This is a genomic window from Micromonospora andamanensis, from assembly GCF_016863495.1.
GTDB lineage: Bacteria > Actinomycetota > Actinomycetes > Mycobacteriales > Micromonosporaceae > Micromonospora > Micromonospora andamanensis.
The window spans coordinates 44,166-63,671 of the sequence record NZ_BOOZ01000006.1; the positions used below are offsets into that span (position 1 = coordinate 44,166).

General features: G+C 70.9%; 19 protein-coding genes and 1 riboswitch. Of the genes, 4 read left to right on the forward strand and 15 right to left on the reverse strand.

Features of this window, described 5'->3' with window-relative positions:
- Positions 1 to 3: 3 nt before the first annotated feature.
- The 5 genes from paaE to paaA are packed head-to-tail and all read right to left on the reverse strand — an operon-like array spanning position 4 to position 3,729.
- The gene (paaE, locus tag Van01_RS07540; RefSeq protein WP_204002647.1) at positions 4 to 1,131 is read right to left on the reverse strand and encodes a 1,2-phenylacetyl-CoA epoxidase subunit PaaE; all 1,128 of its coding nucleotides are present in this window, start codon (positions 1,129 to 1,131) and stop codon (positions 4 to 6) included.
- Positions 1,128 to 1,604, reverse strand: coding sequence for a 1,2-phenylacetyl-CoA epoxidase subunit PaaD (paaD, locus tag Van01_RS07545; RefSeq protein ID WP_204002649.1), 477 nt, complete (start codon positions 1,602 to 1,604; stop codon positions 1,128 to 1,130). Before paaD ends, paaE begins: the two co-directional genes overlap by 4 nt.
- 4 nt (positions 1,605 to 1,608) lie before the next feature.
- Positions 1,609 to 2,334, reverse strand: a complete 726-nt coding sequence (gene paaC, locus Van01_RS07550) for a 1,2-phenylacetyl-CoA epoxidase subunit PaaC (RefSeq protein ID WP_204002662.1) — start codon at positions 2,332 to 2,334, stop codon at positions 1,609 to 1,611.
- A gap of 55 nt (positions 2,335 to 2,389) precedes the next feature.
- Positions 2,390 to 2,677 (reverse strand): 1,2-phenylacetyl-CoA epoxidase subunit PaaB, encoded by a 288-nt coding sequence (gene paaB, locus Van01_RS07555; RefSeq protein ID WP_099847919.1) that lies wholly within the window; start codon positions 2,675 to 2,677, stop codon positions 2,390 to 2,392.
- Positions 2,674 to 3,729 carry a 1,2-phenylacetyl-CoA epoxidase subunit PaaA gene (paaA, locus tag Van01_RS07560; protein ID WP_204002664.1) on the reverse strand — a complete coding sequence of 352 codons (1,056 nt, stop codon included), beginning with the start codon at positions 3,727 to 3,729 and terminating at the stop codon, positions 2,674 to 2,676. Before paaA ends, paaB begins: the two co-directional genes overlap by 4 nt.
- Positions 3,730 to 4,087: 358 nt before the next feature.
- On the opposite strand from paaA, the gene Van01_RS07565 reads away from it, so the two are divergent.
- On the forward strand, positions 4,088 to 5,065 hold the full coding sequence (locus Van01_RS07565; protein ID WP_204002666.1) for a hypothetical protein: 978 nt from the start codon (positions 4,088 to 4,090) through the stop codon (positions 5,063 to 5,065).
- Positions 5,065 to 6,009 (forward strand): serine hydrolase, encoded by a 945-nt coding sequence (locus Van01_RS07570; RefSeq protein WP_204002668.1) that lies wholly within the window; start codon positions 5,065 to 5,067, stop codon positions 6,007 to 6,009. The genes Van01_RS07565 and Van01_RS07570 overlap by 1 nt, the downstream gene beginning before the upstream one ends.
- Positions 6,010 to 6,123: 114 nt before the next feature.
- Here the strand turns inward: Van01_RS07570 and Van01_RS07575 are convergent, their stop codons facing one another.
- The 3 genes from Van01_RS07575 to Van01_RS07585 are packed head-to-tail and all read right to left on the reverse strand — an operon-like array spanning position 6,124 to position 8,973.
- A complete protein-coding gene (locus Van01_RS07575; protein ID WP_204002670.1) occupies positions 6,124 to 6,975 on the reverse strand; it encodes a menaquinone biosynthetic enzyme MqnA/MqnD family protein in 852 nt (283 codons plus the stop codon).
- Positions 6,976 to 7,008: 33 nt separating this feature from the next.
- Entirely contained in the window at positions 7,009 to 8,349 is a 1,341-nt protein-coding gene (locus Van01_RS07580) for an MFS transporter (RefSeq protein ID WP_204002672.1), read from the reverse strand.
- Positions 8,350 to 8,391: 42 nt separating this feature from the next.
- Complete coding sequence (locus Van01_RS07585) at positions 8,392 to 8,973, reverse strand: ArsR/SmtB family transcription factor (RefSeq protein WP_204002674.1); 582 nt, start codon at positions 8,971 to 8,973, stop codon at positions 8,392 to 8,394.
- A gap of 173 nt (positions 8,974 to 9,146) precedes the next feature.
- Here Van01_RS07585 and Van01_RS07590 point away from each other — a divergent pair, with 173 nt between their 5' ends.
- Both Van01_RS07590 and Van01_RS07595 read left to right on the forward strand, forming a co-directional pair.
- Positions 9,147 to 11,222: a HelD family protein gene (locus Van01_RS07590; RefSeq protein ID WP_204002676.1), complete on the forward strand. Its 2,076-nt coding sequence runs from the start codon at positions 9,147 to 9,149 to the stop codon at positions 11,220 to 11,222.
- Between the two features lie 123 nt (positions 11,223 to 11,345).
- Complete coding sequence (locus tag Van01_RS07595) at positions 11,346 to 12,110, forward strand: VOC family protein (RefSeq protein ID WP_204003165.1); 765 nt, start codon at positions 11,346 to 11,348, stop codon at positions 12,108 to 12,110.
- Positions 12,111 to 12,163: 53 nt separating this feature from the next.
- Here the strand turns inward: Van01_RS07595 and Van01_RS07600 are convergent, their stop codons facing one another.
- The 7 genes from Van01_RS07600 to mqnE all read right to left on the reverse strand — a co-directional run bounded on the left by Van01_RS07600 (position 12,164) and on the right by mqnE (position 19,468).
- The gene (locus tag Van01_RS07600; protein WP_204003168.1) at positions 12,164 to 13,024 is read right to left on the reverse strand and encodes an ABC transporter ATP-binding protein; all 861 of its coding nucleotides are present in this window, start codon (positions 13,022 to 13,024) and stop codon (positions 12,164 to 12,166) included.
- Between the two features lie 20 nt (positions 13,025 to 13,044).
- Complete coding sequence (locus tag Van01_RS07605) at positions 13,045 to 14,148, reverse strand: FecCD family ABC transporter permease (protein WP_204002678.1); 1,104 nt, start codon at positions 14,146 to 14,148, stop codon at positions 13,045 to 13,047.
- 33 nt (positions 14,149 to 14,181) lie between these two features.
- Entirely contained in the window at positions 14,182 to 15,123 is a 942-nt protein-coding gene (locus tag Van01_RS07610; protein ID WP_204002680.1) for an ABC transporter substrate-binding protein, read from the reverse strand.
- 110 nt (positions 15,124 to 15,233) lie between these two features.
- A riboswitch (cobalamin riboswitch) is annotated at positions 15,234 to 15,294 on the reverse strand.
- A 171-nt stretch (positions 15,295 to 15,465) separates the two neighbouring features.
- On the reverse strand, positions 15,466 to 17,343 hold the full coding sequence (locus tag Van01_RS07615) for a M14 family metallopeptidase (RefSeq protein ID WP_204002682.1): 1,878 nt from the start codon (positions 17,341 to 17,343) through the stop codon (positions 15,466 to 15,468).
- Positions 17,344 to 17,519: 176 nt separating this feature from the next.
- On the reverse strand, positions 17,520 to 17,810 hold the full coding sequence (locus Van01_RS07620; protein ID WP_204002685.1) for a DUF4229 domain-containing protein: 291 nt from the start codon (positions 17,808 to 17,810) through the stop codon (positions 17,520 to 17,522).
- Positions 17,811 to 17,851: 41 nt separating this feature from the next.
- Positions 17,852 to 18,274: a hypothetical protein gene (locus tag Van01_RS07625; protein ID WP_204002688.1), complete on the reverse strand. Its 423-nt coding sequence runs from the start codon at positions 18,272 to 18,274 to the stop codon at positions 17,852 to 17,854.
- Between the two features lie 24 nt (positions 18,275 to 18,298).
- Complete coding sequence (gene mqnE / locus Van01_RS07630; RefSeq protein ID WP_204002690.1) at positions 18,299 to 19,468, reverse strand: aminofutalosine synthase MqnE; 1,170 nt, start codon at positions 19,466 to 19,468, stop codon at positions 18,299 to 18,301.
- Positions 19,469 to 19,506 lie beyond the last annotated feature (38 nt).

The following is a 19,506-nucleotide window of genomic DNA, read 5'->3' on the forward strand; positions in this document are numbered from 1 at the left end:
GCGTCACGCGTCGTAGTCGACGGAGAGGGTGTCGGTGAGCGGGCTGGACTGGCAGGTCAGCACGTAACCGGCGGCCACCTCGTCGGGCTCCAGGGCGTAGTTGCGGGCCATCTCCACCTCACCGGAGACGACCTTGGCCCGGCAGGTCGAGCAGACCCCGCCCTTGCAGGCGTACGGCAACTCGCCGCGGACCTTCAGCGCCGCGTCCAGCACGCGTTCGTCGCGGCGCATGGTGAAGCTCGACGAGCGTCCGTCGAGCATGATCGTCACATCGGTACCGCCGGACGCGTCGTCCGTCCGGCGCACCGGCTCGGGCGGCGCGTCGACGTGGAACAGCTCGGTGTGCACCGCCGACTCCGCGACACCCCGCGCGGTCAGCACCGCACGAGCGTCCACCACCAGCCCGTACGGGCCGCAGAGGAACCACTCCTCGATCGCCTCACCGGGGACGATGGTCTCCAGCAGCCGACCCAGCCGCTCCGCGTCGATCCGTCCCGACAGCAGCGGCGAATCGCCCTGTTCGCGGGAGAGCACATGCACCAGGTGCAGCCGGGTCGGGTAGCGGTCCTTCAGGTCGGCCAGTTCCTCGGCGAACATCACGCTGCCGGCCGTGCGGTTGCCGTACACAAGCGTGAAGGTGCTTGCCGGCTCGACGGCCAGCGCGGTGGCGACAAGCGACAGCACCGGGGTGATGCCCGAGCCGGCGACCACCGCGCCGTAGCGACGCGCGCGCTCTGCCGCGAAGGCCGTGGTGAAGTGCCCCAACGGCGGCAGCACCTCGATGGTGTCGCCGTGCCGCAACGCCCCGCAGGCGTAGCTGGAGAAGGCCCCGCCCGGGATCTCCCGCACGCCGATCCGCAACCGTCCGTGCCGCGCCAGCTCCACCGGGGTGGAGCAGATCGAGTACGAGCGACGGACGTCCCCGCCGCCATCACTCTCCGCCGCACCGGCGGCGGCCGGCAGGCGTACGGTCAAGTGCTGGCCGGCGCGGAAGGCGAAGGCGTCGCGCAGTTCCTCGGGCACCGCGAAGGTGATCGCGACGGCGTCGACGGTGAGCCGGTCCACGGCGACGACGGGCAACGGGTGGAACACCGGCCGGCGGCGGGCCGGGCGGGTGATGGTGACAGTCACAGGGCCTTCACATGGTCGAAGGGTTCGGAGCAGGAGCGGCACCGCCACAGCGCCTTGCACGCGGTGGAGCCGAAGCGGCTGAGCTGCTCGGTCTCCGGCGATCCGCAGCGGGGACAGCGCACCGCCAGGGTGAGCGGGACGACGCCGTCACGCCGGACCGGGGCGGGCGGGGCGATGCCGGCGGCGGCCAGCATGGCCCGCCCGACATCGCTTATCCAGTCGGTGCTCCAGGCCGGGCTGTGCACCGTACGGACCTCGGCGTCCGGGTGACCGGCGGCGGCCAGGGCACGCCGGATATCGGCCCGGATGACATCCATCGCGGGGCAGCCGGTGTAGGTGGGGGTGATCGTCACCACCACCCGGCCGGTGGCCGGATCCTCCTGCACCGACCGGAGGATGCCGAGGTCGTCGATGGTGACCACCCGGATCTCCGGATCCACCACCGCCGCCACGGCCTGCCGTGCCCTGCTCATCGGTTCACCAGCGGGCCCCGGGATGGGCGCGATGCAGCACCTGCATCTCCGCCAGCAGGTACGACAGATGTTCGGTGTGCACCCCGTCCCGCCCTCCGACAGGCGTCCAGCCGACCTCCGGCACGGTGAGTGTCGCCTCGGCCAGCACGGCGCTCACCGTGTGGTCGAAGTCGGACCGCAGCGTCGCAGGGTCGACAGGAGCTTCCGGCCAGGCCGCGAACAGTTCGTCGGCGTACGGCCAGATCTGGTCGACGCCGGCCTGCATCCGCCGGTGCGACTCCTCGGTCCCGTCGCCCAACCGCTTCACCCACAGCGCGGCATGGTCCAGGTGGTACGCGGACTCCTTGCGGGCCTTGCCGCCGATGGCGGCCAGCCGCTCGTCCGGACAGTCGGCCAGGGCTGTGTAGAGCGGCACCTGGTAGGCCGACAGCACGAGCAGCTTCGCCATGGTCACCGCGAAGTCGTCGTTCGGCAGCTCTACCAGCAGGCAGTTGCGGAACTCCCGGTCGTCGCGCAGGAAGGCCAACGCGTCCTCGTCCCGGCCGGCACCCTCCAGCTCGCCCGCGTACGACAGCAGGAGGCGGGCGGCACCGAGCTGGTCCAGGGCGATGTTGGCCAGCGCGATGTCCTCCTCCATCTCCGGCGCCCGGGTGGTCCACTCGGCCAGCCGTTGCGCCGCGACCAGTGCGTCGTCGCCGAGAGCGAGAGTGAAGGCGAAGGGACCGTTCACAGGGTTTCCTTCGTTCGCGACTGCGGGGCTCGCAGGCCCGGCTCACTCCTCGCGCTCACAGGTGGGCCACCCCTTCTGGGACCTCGTAGAAGGTGGGATGGCGGTAGACCTTGTCGGCGGCCGGGTCGAAGAAGGAGTCCTTCTCGTCCGGGCTGGAGGCGGTGATGGCGCTCGCCGGCACCACCCAGATCGACACGCCCTCCTGCCGTCGGGTGTAGAGGTCACGGGCGTTGCGCAGGGCCAGTTCCGCGTCGGGCGCGTGCAGGCTGCCGACGTGGGTGTGCGCCAGTCCGCGCCGGGCCCGGACGAAGACCTCCCAGAGCGGGGTGTGTTGCTGGCTCACGCTGCCACCTTCTCCTTCTCCGCGCGCTTGGCGGCGTACGCGGCAGCCGCCTCGCGCACCCAGGCACCCTCGCTGTGCGCGCGGCGGCGGTGTTCCATCCGTTGCCTGTTGCACGGCCCGTTGCCCTTGATCACCCGCATCAGCTCGTCGTAGTCGGGCTGGGTGAAGTCGTACGCCTGGCGCTCCTCGTTCCAGCGCAGCTCCGGGTCGGGGATGTGCAGCCCGAGCACCTCGGCCTGGCCCACGCACATGTCCACGAAACGCTGACGCAGCTCGTCGTTGGAGAAGCGCTTGATCTTCCAGGCCATCGACTGGGCGGAGTGGGTCGAGTCGCCGTCGGGCGGGCCGAACATCGCCAGCGACGGGTACCACCAGCGGTCCACCGACTCCTGGGCCATCGCCTTCTGGGCCGGGGTGCCGTGCGCCAGGGTGTGCAGGATCTCGTAGCCCTGGCGCTGGTGGAACGACTCCTCCTTGCAGACCCGGATCATGGCCCGGGCGTACGGGCCGTAGGAGCAGCGGCACAGCGGCACCTGGTTGACGATCGCGGCGCCGTCCACCAACCAGCCGATCGCGCCGACGTCGGCCCAGCTCAGCGTGGGGTAGTTGAAGATCGAGCTGTACTTCTGCCGGCCGTTGAGCAGCAGGTCGACAAGCTCGTCCCGGCTGACTCCGAGGGTCTCGGCGGCGGCGTAGAGGTAGAGGCCGTGGCCGGCCTCGTCCTGCACCTTGGCCAGCAGGATCGCCTTGCGCTTGAGTGACGGGGCGCGACTGATCCAGTTGCCCTCCGGCTGCATGCCGATGATCTCGGAGTGGGCGTGCTGGGCGATCTGCCGGATCAACGTCCGCCGGTACGCCTCAGGCATCCAGTCGCGTGGCTCAATCTTTTGGTCGGCGGCGACGACCTCGGCGAAGTAGGCGGCCAGGTCCTCGCTCGGCTCGATGGCCCCACGGCCCCGTTCCGCGGCGGCCCGCAGCGCCGCCTCTGCGGCCTCGACCTCGCCGAGCAGGCCGCCGGGCGGGTCCTCACCCGGGAAGTCATTGCCATACATGTCACCAGTGTTACAGCTACCAGCCGAAGACACCAGAGGGTGTCATACAAATCCCGGACTCCCCACCGTTCACCCACCGGTCGCCAAGGGTGGAGCCGGTAACTATGAGTTAGGTCACGAACCAGCGACAAATCCTCGCAACGACCGCATAGCGGTTCGTTATCCCGTCTTCACCGCGAGTTGCCCAGTGTCGAGTCCTGGCATAACGCCGATCCGCACGTAGACTTCCCCCGTCACACCGATCGGCTGAAGACGATCGCCAGCTCAGGGCCGTTTCCCCCGGCCCGGGCGATCGGCACCGGTCAGTCCTGGCAACAAGCCGGTCCCCCCGGCCCCGACATCTGGAGCTCACCCGCTCATGCGATCTCGCGTGACCACGGTGCTCGCCGCGACGGCGGTACTGCTCGGCGGCGTCATGCTGGTGCCGGCCGCCTACGCCCGGCTCTCCGCTGGCGAGGCGAAGACCCGTCAGGAGAGCGTCGCCGCGCCCACGCCCGCCCCACCGCCGTCACCGACCCTGGCCGCAGGCAAGGTCTCGGTGAACTTCAGGGGCGAGTTCTTCTCCTGGGCGCTGCTCGACCGGGAGACCGACGAGCTCTCCGGCTCCAGGAACATGGCCGCGACCAGCTCGACCGAGTCGATGCTCAAGGCCTGGATCGTCGCCGACTACCTGCGTCAACTCGGCGACAAGGAGCCGCCCGCGTCCCTGAAGAAGGCTGCCAGCCTGGCCATCCGGGACAGTAACGACGACGCGGCCAACAAGGTCTACGCCGCCGCAGGTGGCTCATACCGAGCCTTGACCAACGGGCAGCCCGGTCCGGTGCTCAAGGCGGCGATCAAGCTGTGCGGCCTCACCGATACCAAGCCCGGCAACGTCAAGGGCTACGAGGGTTGGTGGAGCTTCACCCGGATGTCCCCGCGCGACGCGGTACGCCTCGGTGACTGCATCGCCGACGGCACCGCCGCCGGGCCCAAGTGGACCAAGTGGCTGCTCGCCGAGATGAGCAAGGTTCGCGGCAGCACTGCCGCCAAGGACCAGAAGCCCAGAGAGGGCGGCGGCCGGTGGGGCATCATCGACGGCCTGCCGGAGTCGATCACCAGCCAGGGCCCGGTGAGCATCAAGAACGGCTGGACCCCCCTCAACTACGACGGCAACTGGCACGTCAACTGCCTGGCCGTGACTGAGAAATGGAGCCTCGCGGTGATGCTGCGTTACCCCCAGCGGAGCGGGCTCGACTACGGAGCGGACGTCTGCGCCAGCGTCGCCAGCCAGTTGGTGACGCCGCAGCCCGGCGGCGCCTTGAAGGTGCCGCAGCAGCCGATCGGGAAGCTCTGATGGCCGACCGCAGCCGCCGTGGCCGTAACGGCGAGACATCCCCACTGCGCCTGGTCGCGATCGCGGCCGTGCTGATCGGGCTGGTACTGGTCTCCCTGCGCCTGCTACCCGGCTCACCCTTCGAGTCCACAGCCGCCGCCCAGTGGGGCCAGGGTGAGTCCCCGGTCGCCCGGGGCGGCACCTCGACCGACCGCGGCGCGCGGCCGTCGCCGTCACCCAGCCCCTCACCGGAGCCGGAACCGCTCCCCTTCGCGGCGAAGGAGATCGACCTGGACATCGACGGCTGGTACGCGTGGAGCGTGCTGGACCGCCGGTCGGGCGAGATCATCGGTTCGGACAACATGGACGAGACCAGCACCACCGCCTCACTGATCAAGGCCTGGATCGTCGCCGACTACCTACGTCGTACGGCCGACGCCGGGCAGACCCCGAGCGACGCGAAGCTGAGTGACCTGACCCGGATCATCCGGGACAGCGACAACACCCGCACCGAGCAGCTCTACACCCAGATAGGCCGGTCGGCCTCGATCAAGCGGCTGCTGTCCACCTGCGACCTGAGCGACAGCAAGGTGTCGAGCGACCTCGGGTGGAGCCGTACCGAACTCTCCCCCCGGGACACCGCCCGCCTCGGCGAGTGCATCGCCGACGGCACCGCCGCCGGCCCGAAGTGGACCAAGTGGCTGCTCGGCGAGATGCGCCGGGTACGCGGTGCCGGCGACTTCGGCATCCGCAAGGCGTTCCCGGCCGCCGTGGCAAAGAAGATCGCCATCAAGAACGGCTGGGTCGACCGCACCCGCGAGCAGGAGATCCACGTCAACTGCCTGGCGATCGGCGACACCTGGACGATGGGCGTGATGCTCCAGTACCCGATCAACAAGGGCTACGAGTACGGCATGGACAACTGCGAAAAAATCACCGAAGCCCTCCTGACCCAAACCCCCTGACCCGCCCCCACCCCACAGCTCCCGCGATCTTGCACTTCTTGTCGCTGCATTTCCGGCATAAGCCGCTTTTTGGCGACCGAAAGTGCAAGATCGCGGGAGCTGTGGGGGGACGGGTCAGCGGGTGAAGAAGGTGGGGCCGGTGGGGGGTAGGGGCGGGGTTTCGCCCAGGGCGGCGGTGTGGCGGGCGAACTCGCGGATGCCGGCGATCTGACGGTCGCCGAGGGAGAAGTCCAGGGTCCGGAAGTACTCCGCGAGAGTGGTCGCGTCGAAGGGCTCCCACCGGGCCGCCGACTCGGCGACCTGGTCCAGTTCGGCGAGGCACAGGTCGCGCGAGCGTAGGAACCCCTCATGCACCTCCTTGACCAGACCGGGGTGGGCTGCGGCGAAGTCGCGGCGGACCGCCCAGACGGCGAAGACCATCGGCAGCCCGGTCCACTCCCGCCACGCCTGGCCCAGGTCGGTCACGGTCAACCCCTGCCGAGGTGCCTCGTACATCGCCCGCAGGGCCACGTCGCCGATCAGGACCGCCGCGTCGGCCTCCAGCAGCATCTGGGTCAGGTCGGGCGGGCACCGGAAGTACTCGGGGCGCACCCCGTACCGCTCGCGCAGCAGCAACTGGGCGAGCAGCACTCCGGTCCGTGAGGTCGAGCCCAGCGCCACCCGCGCACCGTCGAGGTCGCCGAGCGGCCGGGTGCTCACCAGGTTCACCGACAGCACCGGCCCGTCGCTGCCGACGGCCAGGTCGGGCAGGAGCAGCAGTTCGTCGGCGTGCCGCAGGTACTCGACGAAGGTGATCGGCCCGATGTCCAGGTCACCGGCGACGAGTTGGGCGCTGAGCCGATCCGGTGAGTCCTTGCGGAGGTCGACGTCGAGCAGGGCGCCGGAGCGCATCAGCCCCCAGTAGATGGGCAGGCAGTTGAGGAACTGGATGTGCCCGACGCGGGGGCGGGCAAGGCGCTCGACCATGCCCCGACCGTATCCCCGCCGCCGGTGACCTGCTCAGCCGGACGCCGTCGAAGTGGCCAACCCCGCACCCGAAGACCCCGCCTCCGGCGGTCCGGCTCCCGCCGGCCCGGCCCGCTCCACAGGTGTCGGAATCCGCCCGGCGCGGGAGCGCTCGGTCCGCACCGCGCGGCGGACCGGCACCACGAAGCCGAGCAGCACCAGCAGCCCGGCCACCCCGCAGCCGACGATCAGCGGACGCGGTTCGGTCAGCTCCAGCAGCAGGCCGCCGAGCAGGTAGCCCACCATCGCCGCGCCCTGCACCGAGGCACCCACGGCGGCGAAGGCCCGCCCGCGCGCCGCCTCGGGCACCCGCCGGGCCACCACCAGGTTGTGGAAGACGTTGTCGCCGCCGTTGCAGAGGCCACCGAGCAGCCAGAGCGGCACCAGCAGCGCAGCCGTGGGAACCGTCACCGAGAGCAACACCGCCACGCAGCAGCCGCCGAGCAGCAGCAGGCCGCCCTGGACCAGGGCCCCGTCGTCGGTGAGCCGCCCGGCCACCCGGGCGAAGATCCACGCACCGCAGAGCACCCCGAGCGTCCAGGCACCTGTCACCAGGCCGTAGACGGAGGCCGAAGCGCCGAGGGTCTCGCGTACGTAGAAGACCTCGATCACGTTAATCGCGCCGATGGCCGCGATGACGCCGGCCAGGGTCGCCACCATCGCCACCAGCAACGGGTCCCGCCGTAACCGCCAGTCCCCGTCCCGCTCCACGGCGTCCGCGCCCATCGACGGGCCACCGCCGGTCGCCGCCACGCGCGGCGCGCCGCCTCTGCGGGTCCGGACGAGCAGGCCGGCGACGACGAGCGCCAGATAGCCGACCGCGGCGATCAGCAGCGGTACCCGGGTGCCGAATCCGCCCACCAGGAACCCGGCCAGGGCCGGCCCGGTCAGGACGCCGAGCATGCCGGCGGTCTGGTTGAGGGCTGTCGCCCTGGGCAGGTCCGTGGCGCGCACCATCGCCGGCACCAGGGCGGCGAGCACCGGTTGGGCGACGGCGAGACCGGAGGCGAGCAGCGCGACCAGACCCACCACCAGCAGCGGGTGCCCGGCGTACGCCAGCGCGAGGCAGATCGCCGACTGGGCCAGCCCGGCGCCGACCAGCAGCACCCGGCTGTCCACCCGATCGGCGAGGCGCCCGGTCAGCGGGGCGAGCGCCACCAGCGGCAGGGTCGCCGCCAGCAGCATGCCGGCGACGGCACTGCCGCCGGCACCGGAGGTCTGCAGGCTCAGCGTCAGGGTCGTGGCCGTGAGGAACTGCCCGCAGGTGGCGAATCCACGGGCGGAGGTGGCCAGGGCGACGTCGGCCCACCGCGATTCGCCAGATATGAAGGACATGCTTCGAAAGTAATGCTTCACATCTGTCTGGCGCAAGCAGGTTCAGGCCAGCGGCACCGCCCGGTACTGGACGGCCACCCGACGCGCGCCCGGCGGCGGGTCGGTCCGGGTGCGTTTGCGGTAGGGCTGGAGCAGGGCCATCACCGCCTCGTTCAACTCCGCCAACTCCTCGGCGGTGAGCAGCAGCAACGACTCGCTGAGGATCGCGCTGCGATACCACTCCTCGGACTCGTCCGGAGCCCGGCGCAGCCAGTCCCGGCTGCGCTCCAGCTCCCGAGCCAGGAACACCTCGACCAGGGTCTGCTCGGCGTCGCGTACCGACGGGTCGGCGTCCCGGCCGGCGTCGATGGTCCACGACTGGATCGCGGCACGCCACAGTCGCTCCCGGGCGTCCCCCCGGCTCGGCGCCTGTTCCACCAGCCCGAACTTGGCAAGTGCCCGCAGGTGGTAGCTGGTCGCGCTCGGCGACAGGCCCGCCACCTCGGCGCACTCGGTGGCGGTCACCGCGCCCTCGGTCGTGGCCAGGTGTTCCATGATCGCGAGCCGGGCCGGGTGGGCGAGCGCCCGCAGCGTCTGCGGGTCGCTGATCGTCACCCGGGGCGGCTCGGAGTGCGCCTGCGTCATGCCCCCATGATCCCCGGCTGGAGGGAAAAGTGGTTGTCCACGGCGCACCCGGGAGTAGGCTGTTCGTTCCGCCGACGGCCGCGGTGAGTAGCACCGCAGCGGACGTCCCCGCGCCGACCCACGAGTCGGAAACGCGAGCGGCAGCCTTCTTCCCCGTGTCGAGGAGTCCGTGGATGAGCCTGCACGCCCAAGAAATCCCCCAGCCGCACCCACTTGACGACGAGTTGGCCGCCGAACGGGCCCACCTGACCAGGTCGCGGGCGGCGCTGCACCGGATGCGGGAACGCGCCGAGGCGCTCTTCGCCACCGGCGACAAGGTGGCCGGCGACGCGTACACCGCCGAACAGCTCGGCCGGCACCTGGCCCGGCGGGTCGCCGAACTCGCCGACGACCCGCGTACCCCGCTGTTCTTCGGACGGCTCGACTTCGGCGACGCGGACGCCGAACACGCCGGCCGCCGCTACCACGTCGGTCGCCGGCATGTCACCGACGAGCGGGGCGAACCGTTGGTGCTGGACTGGCGGGCCCCGGTCTCCCGCGCCTTCTACCGGGCCAGCGCCCGCGATCCACAGGGCCTGGCGGTGCGCCGCCGGTTCGGCTTCGGCGACGGCAAGCTGACCAGCTTCGAGGACGAGCACCTGGACCGGGGCGAGGAACTCGGCACCGCCAGCCGCATCCTCACCGCCGAGATCGAACGTCCCCGGGTCGGACCGATGCGCGACATCGTCGCCACCATCCAGCCCGAACAGGACGAACTCGTCCGGGCCGAGCTGGCCGACTCGATCTGTGTGCAGGGCGCGCCGGGCACCGGCAAGACCGCCGTCGGGTTGCACCGCGCGGCGTACCTGCTCTATCTGCACCGGGAGCGGTTGCGGCGGTCGAAGGTGCTGGTCGTGGGTCCGAACCGGGCCTTCCTCGGCTACATCGCGGCGGTGCTGCCCGCGCTGGGTGAGGTCGAGGTGGAGCAGGCCACAGTGGAGGACCTGGTCCACCGGGTGCCGGTACGGGCGGTGGACCCGCCGGCCGTGGCCACCCTCAAGCACGACGCGCGAATGGCCGAGGTGCTGCGCCGGGCCGTCGACGCGTACGTCGGCGAGCCGGCGGAGCCGGTGCTCGTCTCCGACGGCTCGTTCCGCTGGCGGATCGGGCTGGAACCGCTGCACCGGCTGGTCCGCGACACCCGCGCGGAGTTGCTGCCGTACGCCGTCGGGCGGGACCGGGTCCGGGCCCGGGTGGTCGGACTGCTGCAACGGCAGGCCGAGGCGCGGCGGGCGGAGTCGCCGAGTGACGCGTGGCTGCGCCGGATGAGCCGGTCGAAGCCGGTCACCGGGTTCCTGGACGCCGTCTGGCCGGCGCTCACCCCGGACGGCCTGCTGCACGCGCTGTACACCGACCCGGACCGGCTCGCCCGGGCCGCTGACGGCCTGCTCACCCCCGACGAGCAGAGCCTGCTCACCGGGACCGGCACCGGGCGCACCCGCACCGGTACGGGAGTGGGGCGGACGGCGAAGGCGACCAGGTGGACGGCCGCCGACGCGGTGCTCATCGACGAGGCAGCCGGCCTGCTCGAACGGTCGACGGGCTACGGACACGTGGTGATCGACGAGGCCCAGGACCTCTCCCCGATGCAGTGCCGGGTCATCGCCCGACGCAGCGAGCACGGCTCGCTCACCCTCCTCGGCGACCTGGCCCAGGCCACCGCGCCGTGGGCGGCCACCGACTGGCGGGAGAGCCTGCGCCACCTGGGCAAGCCGGACGCGACTGTGGTGCCGTTGACAATCGGGTTCCGGGTACCCGCCGCCGTGCTCGCCTTCGCCAACCGGCTGCTTCCGGCGCTCGCCGTCGACGTGCCGCCGGCCGAGTCGCTGCGCGGTGACGGCACGCTCGAGGTGCGTACCGTGACCGATCTTGCCGGTGCGACGGTGGCCGAGGTGCGGGCGGCGCTCACCCACGAAGGGTCGATCGCCGTGATCGCCGCCGACGCCGCCGTGGATGAGCTGCGGGCGGCGCTGGCCGGCGCGGGGATCGAGACCGCGACCGCCGACGGGCCCGCCGCCGGGGCGCGGGTCACGGTGATGCCCGCGTCCCTGGTCAAGGGCCTGGAGTACGACCACGTCATAGCGGTCGAGCCGGCCGCGATCGTGGCCGCCGAGCCACGCGGCCTGCACCGGCTGTACGTGGTGCTCACCCGGGCGGTGTCCCGGCTGTCCGTGCTGCATGCGGAGCCGCTGCCGGCACCGCTGGGCTGACTTCGCGAGGTTCGCCGGTTCAGTTGACGTTCCGCCCGTTTCCACAGCGGATGGCGGCGGACCGGTGCCACCATCCCAGGGAGAGCGGCCAGACGGTGGCCGCCCAGGTCGGGAGGGGTGTCCGTGGTCAGCGTCGCGCCGGGTACGCCCTGTTGGGCCGACCTGGCGACGCCCGGCCTCGACGCGGCCCGACGGTTCTACCCGGAACTGTTCGGCTGGACCGGCCGGGTCGACCCGGAGCCCGAGGCGGGCGGGTACACGGTTTTCCTGCTGGACGGCCGGGCGGTGGCCGGGGCCGGCCCGCCGGCCGTGCCGGACCAGGTGCCGATCTGGTCGACGTACGTCGCCACCGACGACGCCGATCTGGTCGCCGGCCGGGTGGAGCGGGCCGGTGGGCAGGTGGTGGTGCCGCCGTTCGAGGTCTTCGACAGGGGCCGGATGGCGGTCTTCACCGATCCCGCCGGCGCCGCGTTCAGCGTCTGGCAGCCGATCACCTTCGCCGGTGCCGAGGTGTTCGACGTGCCCGGTGCGATGAGCTGGACCGAACTGGTCACACCCGATCCGGACGGGGCACGGGTCTTCTACGAGCTGGTCTTCGGTTGGCAGCCGGAGGAGGAGCCGATGGGCCAGTTCGCCTACACCGGATGGCGGCTCGGCGACCGCCTGGTGGCCGGGATGATGCCCCCACTGAGCGACGAGTTCCCGGCCGACTCACCGGCGTACTGGACGCTCTACTTCTCGGTCGCCGACGCGGACGCCACCGCCGCCCGCGCCGCCGAACTGGGCGGCACGATCCTGGTCCCCCCGCGCGACATCCCCGCCGGCCGCCTCACCGCCCTCCGCGACCCCCACGGCGCCCTCTTCTCCCTGATCGCCCTCACTCCCTGACAGCCCACCCCACCGCCGGCCTCGCCGATCATGCAGTTGTGGTTGCCGCTTTGTTATGTTTCGCGGCTTTTATCTGGTGCCACAACTGCATGATCGGCGCGGTTGGGGCGGTTGGGGCGGTTGGGGCGGTTGGGGCGGTTGGGGCGGGTGGGGAGGACGAGGGGGCCGTGGGGGCCGGGGATGACGCGGACGTGGGCGCGGTAGTGGCGGGCGAGCAGGTCCTCGGTGAGCACCTGCTCGGGGGTGCCGGTGGCGACGATGCGGCCGTCGGCCAGCAGCACCATCCGGTCGGCGTACTCGCCGGCGATGGACAGGTCGTGCATGGTGGCCAGCACCGTCAGGCCGTGCGTCCGGCGTAGTTGGTCGACGAGTTCGAGCACCTCCTGCTGGTGGCCGATGTCGAGGGCGCTGGTGGGCTCGTCGAGCAGCAGCAGGGTGGCGCCCTGGGCCAGCGCCCGGGCCAGGAAGACCCGCTGCCGCTCGCCGCCGGAGAGGGTGGCCAGCTCCCGGGCGTGGAAGCCGGCGAGGTCCAGCCGGTCCAGCACCTCGTGCACAGTGGCGAGGTCGTCGGCGGACTCCCGACCCAGCGGCGGAATGTACGGGGTACGACCGAGCAGCACGTAGTCCAGCACCGCCATGCCGGACGGTACGACTGGTGACTGAGCGACGGTAGCCACCACCCGGGCCCGTTCCCGGCGCCGCAGCTCACCGATCGGCGTACCGAAGAGCCGCACCGCGTCCGGCGCGGGCAGCAGGCCACCCACGGCACGCAGCAGCGTCGACTTGCCGGCACCGTTGGGACCGATCACGGTGACCCACTCGCCGGTGGCGACAGTCAGGTCGACACCCGTCAGAATCGGCGCACCGTCCAGGCTGATCCGCAGGTCGCGCAGGTCGACGGCGGGAGCGGGCAGCGACGTCGGCGCAGGCGTGCTCATGTCAGCACCCGCCGGGCCGAACGCAGCACCACCACGAAGAACGGGCCACCCAGCAGCGCGGTGACCACCCCGATCGGGATCTCCTGCGGCGCGGCGGCGGTCCGCGCCACCACGTCGGTCAGGGCCAGGAAGGCACCGCCGAACAGCATCGACAGCGGCAGGATCACCCGGTAGCTCGCCCCGGCGAGCATCCGTACGGTGTGCGGCACGATGATGCCGACGAAGCCGATCAGGCCGGAGGCGGAGACGGCGGCGGCGGTGCCCAGCGAGGCGGCGGCGATCAGCAGGTACCGGGACCGCTGCGGATGCAGGCCGAGGCTGGCCGCCTCGTCGTCACCGACCGAGAGCACGTCCAGCTCCCGCCGGTGCAGCAGGATGATCAGGCTGGTCAGCAGGAAGTACGGCAGCACCAGCCGGACGTCCTGCCAGCCGGCGGTGGCCAGCCGCCCGAGCAGCCAGGAGTACACCTCCTGGATGCTCTCCGCGTGCCGTTGCAGCAGGTACGTCTGCCCGGCGCTGAGGAACGCGGAGACGGCCACACCGGCCAGGATCAGGGTGGCCGGGGAGCGGCTGCGCCCACCGGCGGAGCCGAGCAGGTAGGTCATCGCCACCGCACCGAGGGAGCCGACGAAGGCGGCAAGTGGAATAGTGACCGGCAGCCCGCTCAACGCGCCGCCGGTGCTCACCCCCAGGGTCAGCACCACGGTGACCGCCAGCCCGGCCCCGGCCGCGACGCCGAGCAGGTACGGGTCGGCCAGCGGGTTGCGGAACACCCCCTGGTAGGCACCGCCGGCCAGGGCGAGCAGCCCGCCGACCAGCAGGCCGAGCACCACCCGGGGCAGCCGCAGCTCGGTGACGATGGCGATCTCCCGCTCGGTCAGCCCGCTGTCCAGGTGTACCCCGGGCAGCAGGTTGAGCAGTTCGATCGCGACGCTGCCGGGCGGCAGGCTCACCGGGCCGAGCGAAACCCCGGCCACAAGCGCGACAAGCACCGCGAACACGCCGGCCGCGAGCCAGCGCTTCCGCAGCCGTGCCGGCCGGGGCAGCGTGCCCGCCCCGGCCGGCGCGACGGGCCGGCTCCGCTTCAACGCGAGGCGCATGGCGGGGAACCGGTCAGCGCCCGGCGGCAATCGTCACTGGGACACCTTGGCGGTGGCGTCCACGATGGTGCGCAGCAGGTCCACCACGCGCGGCCCCCAACGGGACGCGACGTCGTCGTCGAGTTCCACGACCTGGTCGTTCCGTACGGCGGTGAGCGCCGACCAGCCGCTGCGCGCCTTGACCGTCGCGGCGCTCTGCTGGCAGCACTTGACGTCGGAGAGGAAGACGAAGTCCGGGTTGGCCTTGACGATCACTTCCTGGGACAACTGCGGGTAGCCGCCGTTCTTGCCGTCGGCGTCGGACGCGTCGGCGATGTTCTCCAGCCCGGCGAGGCTGTAGATCGAACCGATGAAGGTCTTGCTGGTCGCGGTGTACAGCTCCGGACCCAGCTCGTGGAAGTAGGTGAGCGCCTCGGCACGCTGCGGCACCTCGGCCACGATCTTCGCGATGTCGTCAGTCATCCGCCGCACCACGTCGGCCGCCGCGGTGGCGTTGCCGGTGAGCGTGCCCAGCTCGGTGATCTGCCGGTACGAGTCGTCGAGGGTCTGCGCCGCCGGGGTCAGGTAGACCGGGATCTTGAGCGTGGTGAGCTGCTCGACGATCTTGTTGCGGTCGTCGCTGAGCACCACCAGGTCGGGGTCCTTCGCGGCTACCGCCTCGGCGTTCGGCTGGTAGCCGGAAAGATCCGTCTTCGGCGCGTCGGCGGGGAAGTTCGACTGGTCGTCGACCGCGGTGACCTGCGGGCCGGCCCCGATGGCGAAGAGCATCTCGGTGGCTGTCGCGGACAGCGAGACGATCTTCTCGGGTCGCCGCTCCAACGTCAGCTCGCCGACGGTGACCGGGAAGGTGGCGGCGCTCGGGCTGCCGCCGGCCGCGGGGGTGTCGGTGTCGGGGGTCTTCTCGGCGCAGGCACCGAGCGCGAGCGCAGCCGCCGCCAGGCTGGCGGCGAAGACCACGGGGGTACGTCTGAACATCGGTCCTCCTGTCGGTCGAGGAGTGTGCTGCTTCGCCGACAGGGAGCTCAGGCACCCGTCCGCGAGGCGCCCTTCCTCGAGAGCGCGTGTCGCGACCGCGCCCCAGGCGACCTGGCTCGTCCCCGGTTACGGGGCATCACAGTTGCGGGACAGCGCCGGTGTCTCACCGGCTTCGCTGGAACGGGTCGGTAAGACCGTAGCGCACCGTGCGTCGCAGTCCCGCCGAGCAGGCCGGCACGCTGCCGCAAACCCGGCCGCGAGTCGCCGGAAGAGAGCCGGTCTGCCCGTTTGGTCCCTGGCCCGGGGCCCCGCCCGGAGATGCGGCGGGGCCCCGTACCGACGTCAGGACGAGGTGATGGTGACGTTGTCCACAGCTGCTTCGACGAGGCTTGCGGTCGAGGTGTCAGCGGCCTCCACCAGGATCCGCACCGACTGACCGGCGTACGGGGTGAGGTTGAGGTTCGACACCGTCCAGGCACCGTTGCGGTTGCTGGCCGCACCGGTCTGGGTGAGCAGCGCCGTGGTACCGCCGTTGTGCACCACGCTGACCCGAAGGTAGTCCGCCGAGGACGAGTTCGAGCCGTGCGCCAGGTACCACGCCAACGACAGCGTCAACGTGCCACTGGACGGCAGGGTGACCGCCGGCGAGCGGGCGCTCGTCACGCCGCCGTCGACGTCGTGGTCACCCGCCCCGCTGCCGGCGAGCCGCCCGGTCACCAGGTCGTTGCTGCCCGCATACGGGGTGAGCTGCTTGGCTCCACTGGAGTTGGTGGCCTGTGCGGCGCCCCGCTCCCACTGACCCAGGGTCGCGGTGTCGGTGCCGTTGGGGTTGATCGTCCAGCCGGTCGCGGTCTCGAAGGTGTCCGACCAGACAGTGGTCCCGCCTCCGCTGCCGCAGTACTGCGCCTGCTTGTTGATGGCCCGGTACGGGCAGTCGGCGTACTCGGAGAGGATCAGCACCGCCTCGCGGTTACGCGTGGTCTGCTGCGGGATGACCTCGTCGGGCGGATAGAAGCCGCCGCCGGAGGCCGAGCCCGGATACAGCTCGAAGGTGTACGCCCAGATGCCGTGCGTCGCCCACATCCAGTCGATGCTGCTGCCGTCGGTGATGTACAGGTCACTGGACTGCTGCGGGGTGAAGCCGTTCGTCGCCGCCATCTGCTGGCCGATTGTGGCGAAGGTGTTGTACTGGTCGGCGCTCATCCCCGGCGCGGTGTTGTTGTACGTGTAGCCGTAGGGCCAGAGCACCAGCTCGGAGTAGGTGTGGAAGTCGATGTTGGCCTTGATCTGCTGCACGCCGCCGACGACCCGGCTGTTGACGAAGTTGCGCAGCGCCTGCGTCTCGGGTGCGGAGAACGCCGACGGACCCCGGTAGGTGTCCGAGGAGGTGGAGCCGGACGAGCCGCCACAGCACCCGAAGTTGTAGCTCCAGTTCCGGTTCAGGTCGGTGCCGACGTACGACGATCCGCTGTTGGGTTGACGGTTCTTGCGCCACGACCGGTAGGAGCCGGTGGCGATGTCGTACTCGCTGCCGTCCGGGTTGACCGAGGGCACGACCCAGATCTCCCGGTTGTTGACCAGGCTGGTGATCCGCGAGTCGGAGCCGTAGTTGTCGGTGAACAGGTTGAGCAGGTAGAGCGCCATCTCGACGGTCAGGTGCTCACGGGCGTGCTGCTGGGCGTTGAACAGGATCTCCGGCTCGTTCTCGTCGGTGGCGACGTTGTCGGAGATCTTCACCGCGACCAGGTCCCGGCCCTCGTACGAGCTGCCGATGCTCACCTTCCGCGCCAGCGTCGGGTGATCGGCCACCACCTTGTTGACCGCGGCGATCATCTCCGGATAGTCGTGGTAGTTGGAGTCGGCCGACGGGAAGCCGAGGATGCCGATGTCGCCCTCCGCCTGCCCCCGGTCGGTCGGCAGCGCGGCGATCGCCTCCAGCCGGAAGCCGAGCCGGGTGATGGCGGCGGCCTCGGCCCGGGTGGCCGAGACGTGCAGCACTCCGTGCTCGGAGTAGTCGATCGCGGCGCCCGTACGGGCGACCGCGTTGCGGTCGGCGAGGGTCTTCGGGCCGAGCACCCGGTAGGGCACGGCGGCCGGTTGTTCGTCCCGGTTGGGTGCCGGTTCGGCGGAGACCGGCGGTGCGGCGATGGTGAGCAGGCCGAGCCCGGCGGCGACGATGAGCGCCAGGGCACGGCGGACAGGGAGAGAACGGAAGGCCATGGACAACCTCCTGGAGGCGCGGGGATCCCCCGCTAGGTAGCGGACAGCCCACCACCTGTCACATGGTCATATCAACATTGATCGCTGTTTGGCCCATCCCAGCCGGATCCTCATGCCGGCAACATGTTTCCGCAGACCGGCCCGCCACGAAGCCTGGCGCCAGCCGGCCGGAGCGCTCAGCCCTTCTCGTCGGCGGGCCGGTCACCCGCCGCGTCGTCGGCCTGGTCGTCGCCGGCCAGCGCGGACCGCAGGCGTTCCTTCTCCACCCGGCGGCGTTCTGCGGCGGCGGCCATCTCCTCGGCCATCTCGTCGCGCCATCCCTTGAGCAGGAAGAACGAGACCGCGGCGGAGAAGAGCAGCGCCAGGATCAGCTTGAGGAAGATGTCCATGTCGACAGGCCAGAGGGCCGCCACCACGACCACGAACAGACCGATCCGGCCGAGCGTGTACTTGACCGCCGCACTCACGTTCGTTCGCTCCGCTCGCTCACGTAACCACTCCGTCTTCCTCAGCCGGTCCGGTCGGCCAGCCAACGCACGCCGGGGAACCAGACAATCGCGTACACCAGTGTGAACGTGGTCGCGGCGAGCACACCGGACAGCAGCGGCGGCAGCGCCGTGGCCACGCCGGCCACCAGCAGCCCGGAGACCACCGCCAGCGCGACGGCCATCAGCCCGGCCACCACCCGGGGCGCACCGAAGCCCCAGGCCCGGAAGTCCTCCCAGAACAACCAGGCGGGCAGGATCACGGCGAGCCACCCGTTGGCCTGACCGAACTCACCGGCACCGAACCACGCGAAGGCCACGTCGAAGAGCACGAGCACCAGCAGCCCGATGACCACCCCTGCCAGGCCGACCCCGATCAGGTCGCCCAGGGTACGGATCCGCCCGTCGGCGTCCCGGCGGGGAAACGCGCTCTGCTGCTCGGTCATCGTCGTGCCAGGGTACGCGTCGGGTCAGGCCCAGACCTGCTGCGGCTCGGACCGGCGCTCAGCCAGCGTGGGTGCGGCGTCGTACTCGCGGACCACCTCGTAGCGGGTGTTGCGCTCGACCGGGCGGAACCCGGCGTCCCAGATGAGGTGCAGCAGGTCGTCGCGGTGCATGGTGTTCGGCGTCCCGTACGAGTCGGCATCGTGGGTGATCTTGTATTCCACGACCGAGCCGTCCAGGTCGTCGACGCCGAAGTTGAGCGAGAGCTGGGCCACCGACAGGCCGTGCATCACCCAGAAGCACTTGACGTGCGGGACGTTGTCGAACAGCAGGCGGGAGACGGCGAAGGTCTTCAGCGACTCGGCCGGTGAGGCCATCGTGGTGCGGGCCTGGATCCGGTTACGGATCTTGCCGTCCGCCGAGTCGACGAAGTCGTGCTGGTAGCGCAGCGGAATGAAGACCAGGAAGCCACCTGTCTCGTCCTGCAACTCGCGCAGCCGCAGTACGTGGTCGACCCGGTGCCGGGGCTCCTCGATGTGGCCGTAGAGCATCGTCGACGGGGTCTTCATGCCCTTGCTGTGCGCCAGCCGGTGGATCCGCGACCAGTCCTCCCAGTGGCAGGCGTGGTCGACGATGTGCTTGCGGACCTCCCAGTCGAAGATCTCCGCACCGCCACCGGTGAGCGACTCCAGGCCGGCGTCCATCAGCTCGTCGAGGATCTCGTCGGCGCCGAGGCCGCTGATCTTCTCGAACCACTGGACCTCGGTCGCGGTGAACGCCTTGAGCTTGACCTTCGGCAGCGCGGCCTTCAGCTCGCGCAGCACCTTGGGGTAGTAGCGCCAGGGCAGCGTCGGGTGCAGGCCGTTGACGATGTGCAGTTCGGTGAGCTGCTCGTCCTCCATCTCCTTGGCCTTGCGGACCGCCTCGTCGATGCGCATCGTGTACGCGTCCTTCTCACCCGGCTTGCGCTGGAAGGAGCAGTACGCGCAGCTCGCGCTGCAGACGTTTGTCAGGTTCAGGTGCCGGTTGACGTTGAACATCACCCGGTCACCGTTCATCTCGGTGCGCTTGTGGTGGGCCAGCCGTCCCAACCAGGTGAGGTCGTCGCTGGAGTAGAGGGCGATCCCGTCCTCACGAGTCAGCCGCTCCCCCGCGTACACCTTCGCTTCGAGCTCGCGCTTGAGTCCGGCGTCCATCGAAAGCCCCGTCCCCTTCCACCTGCGGTCGCGACCGG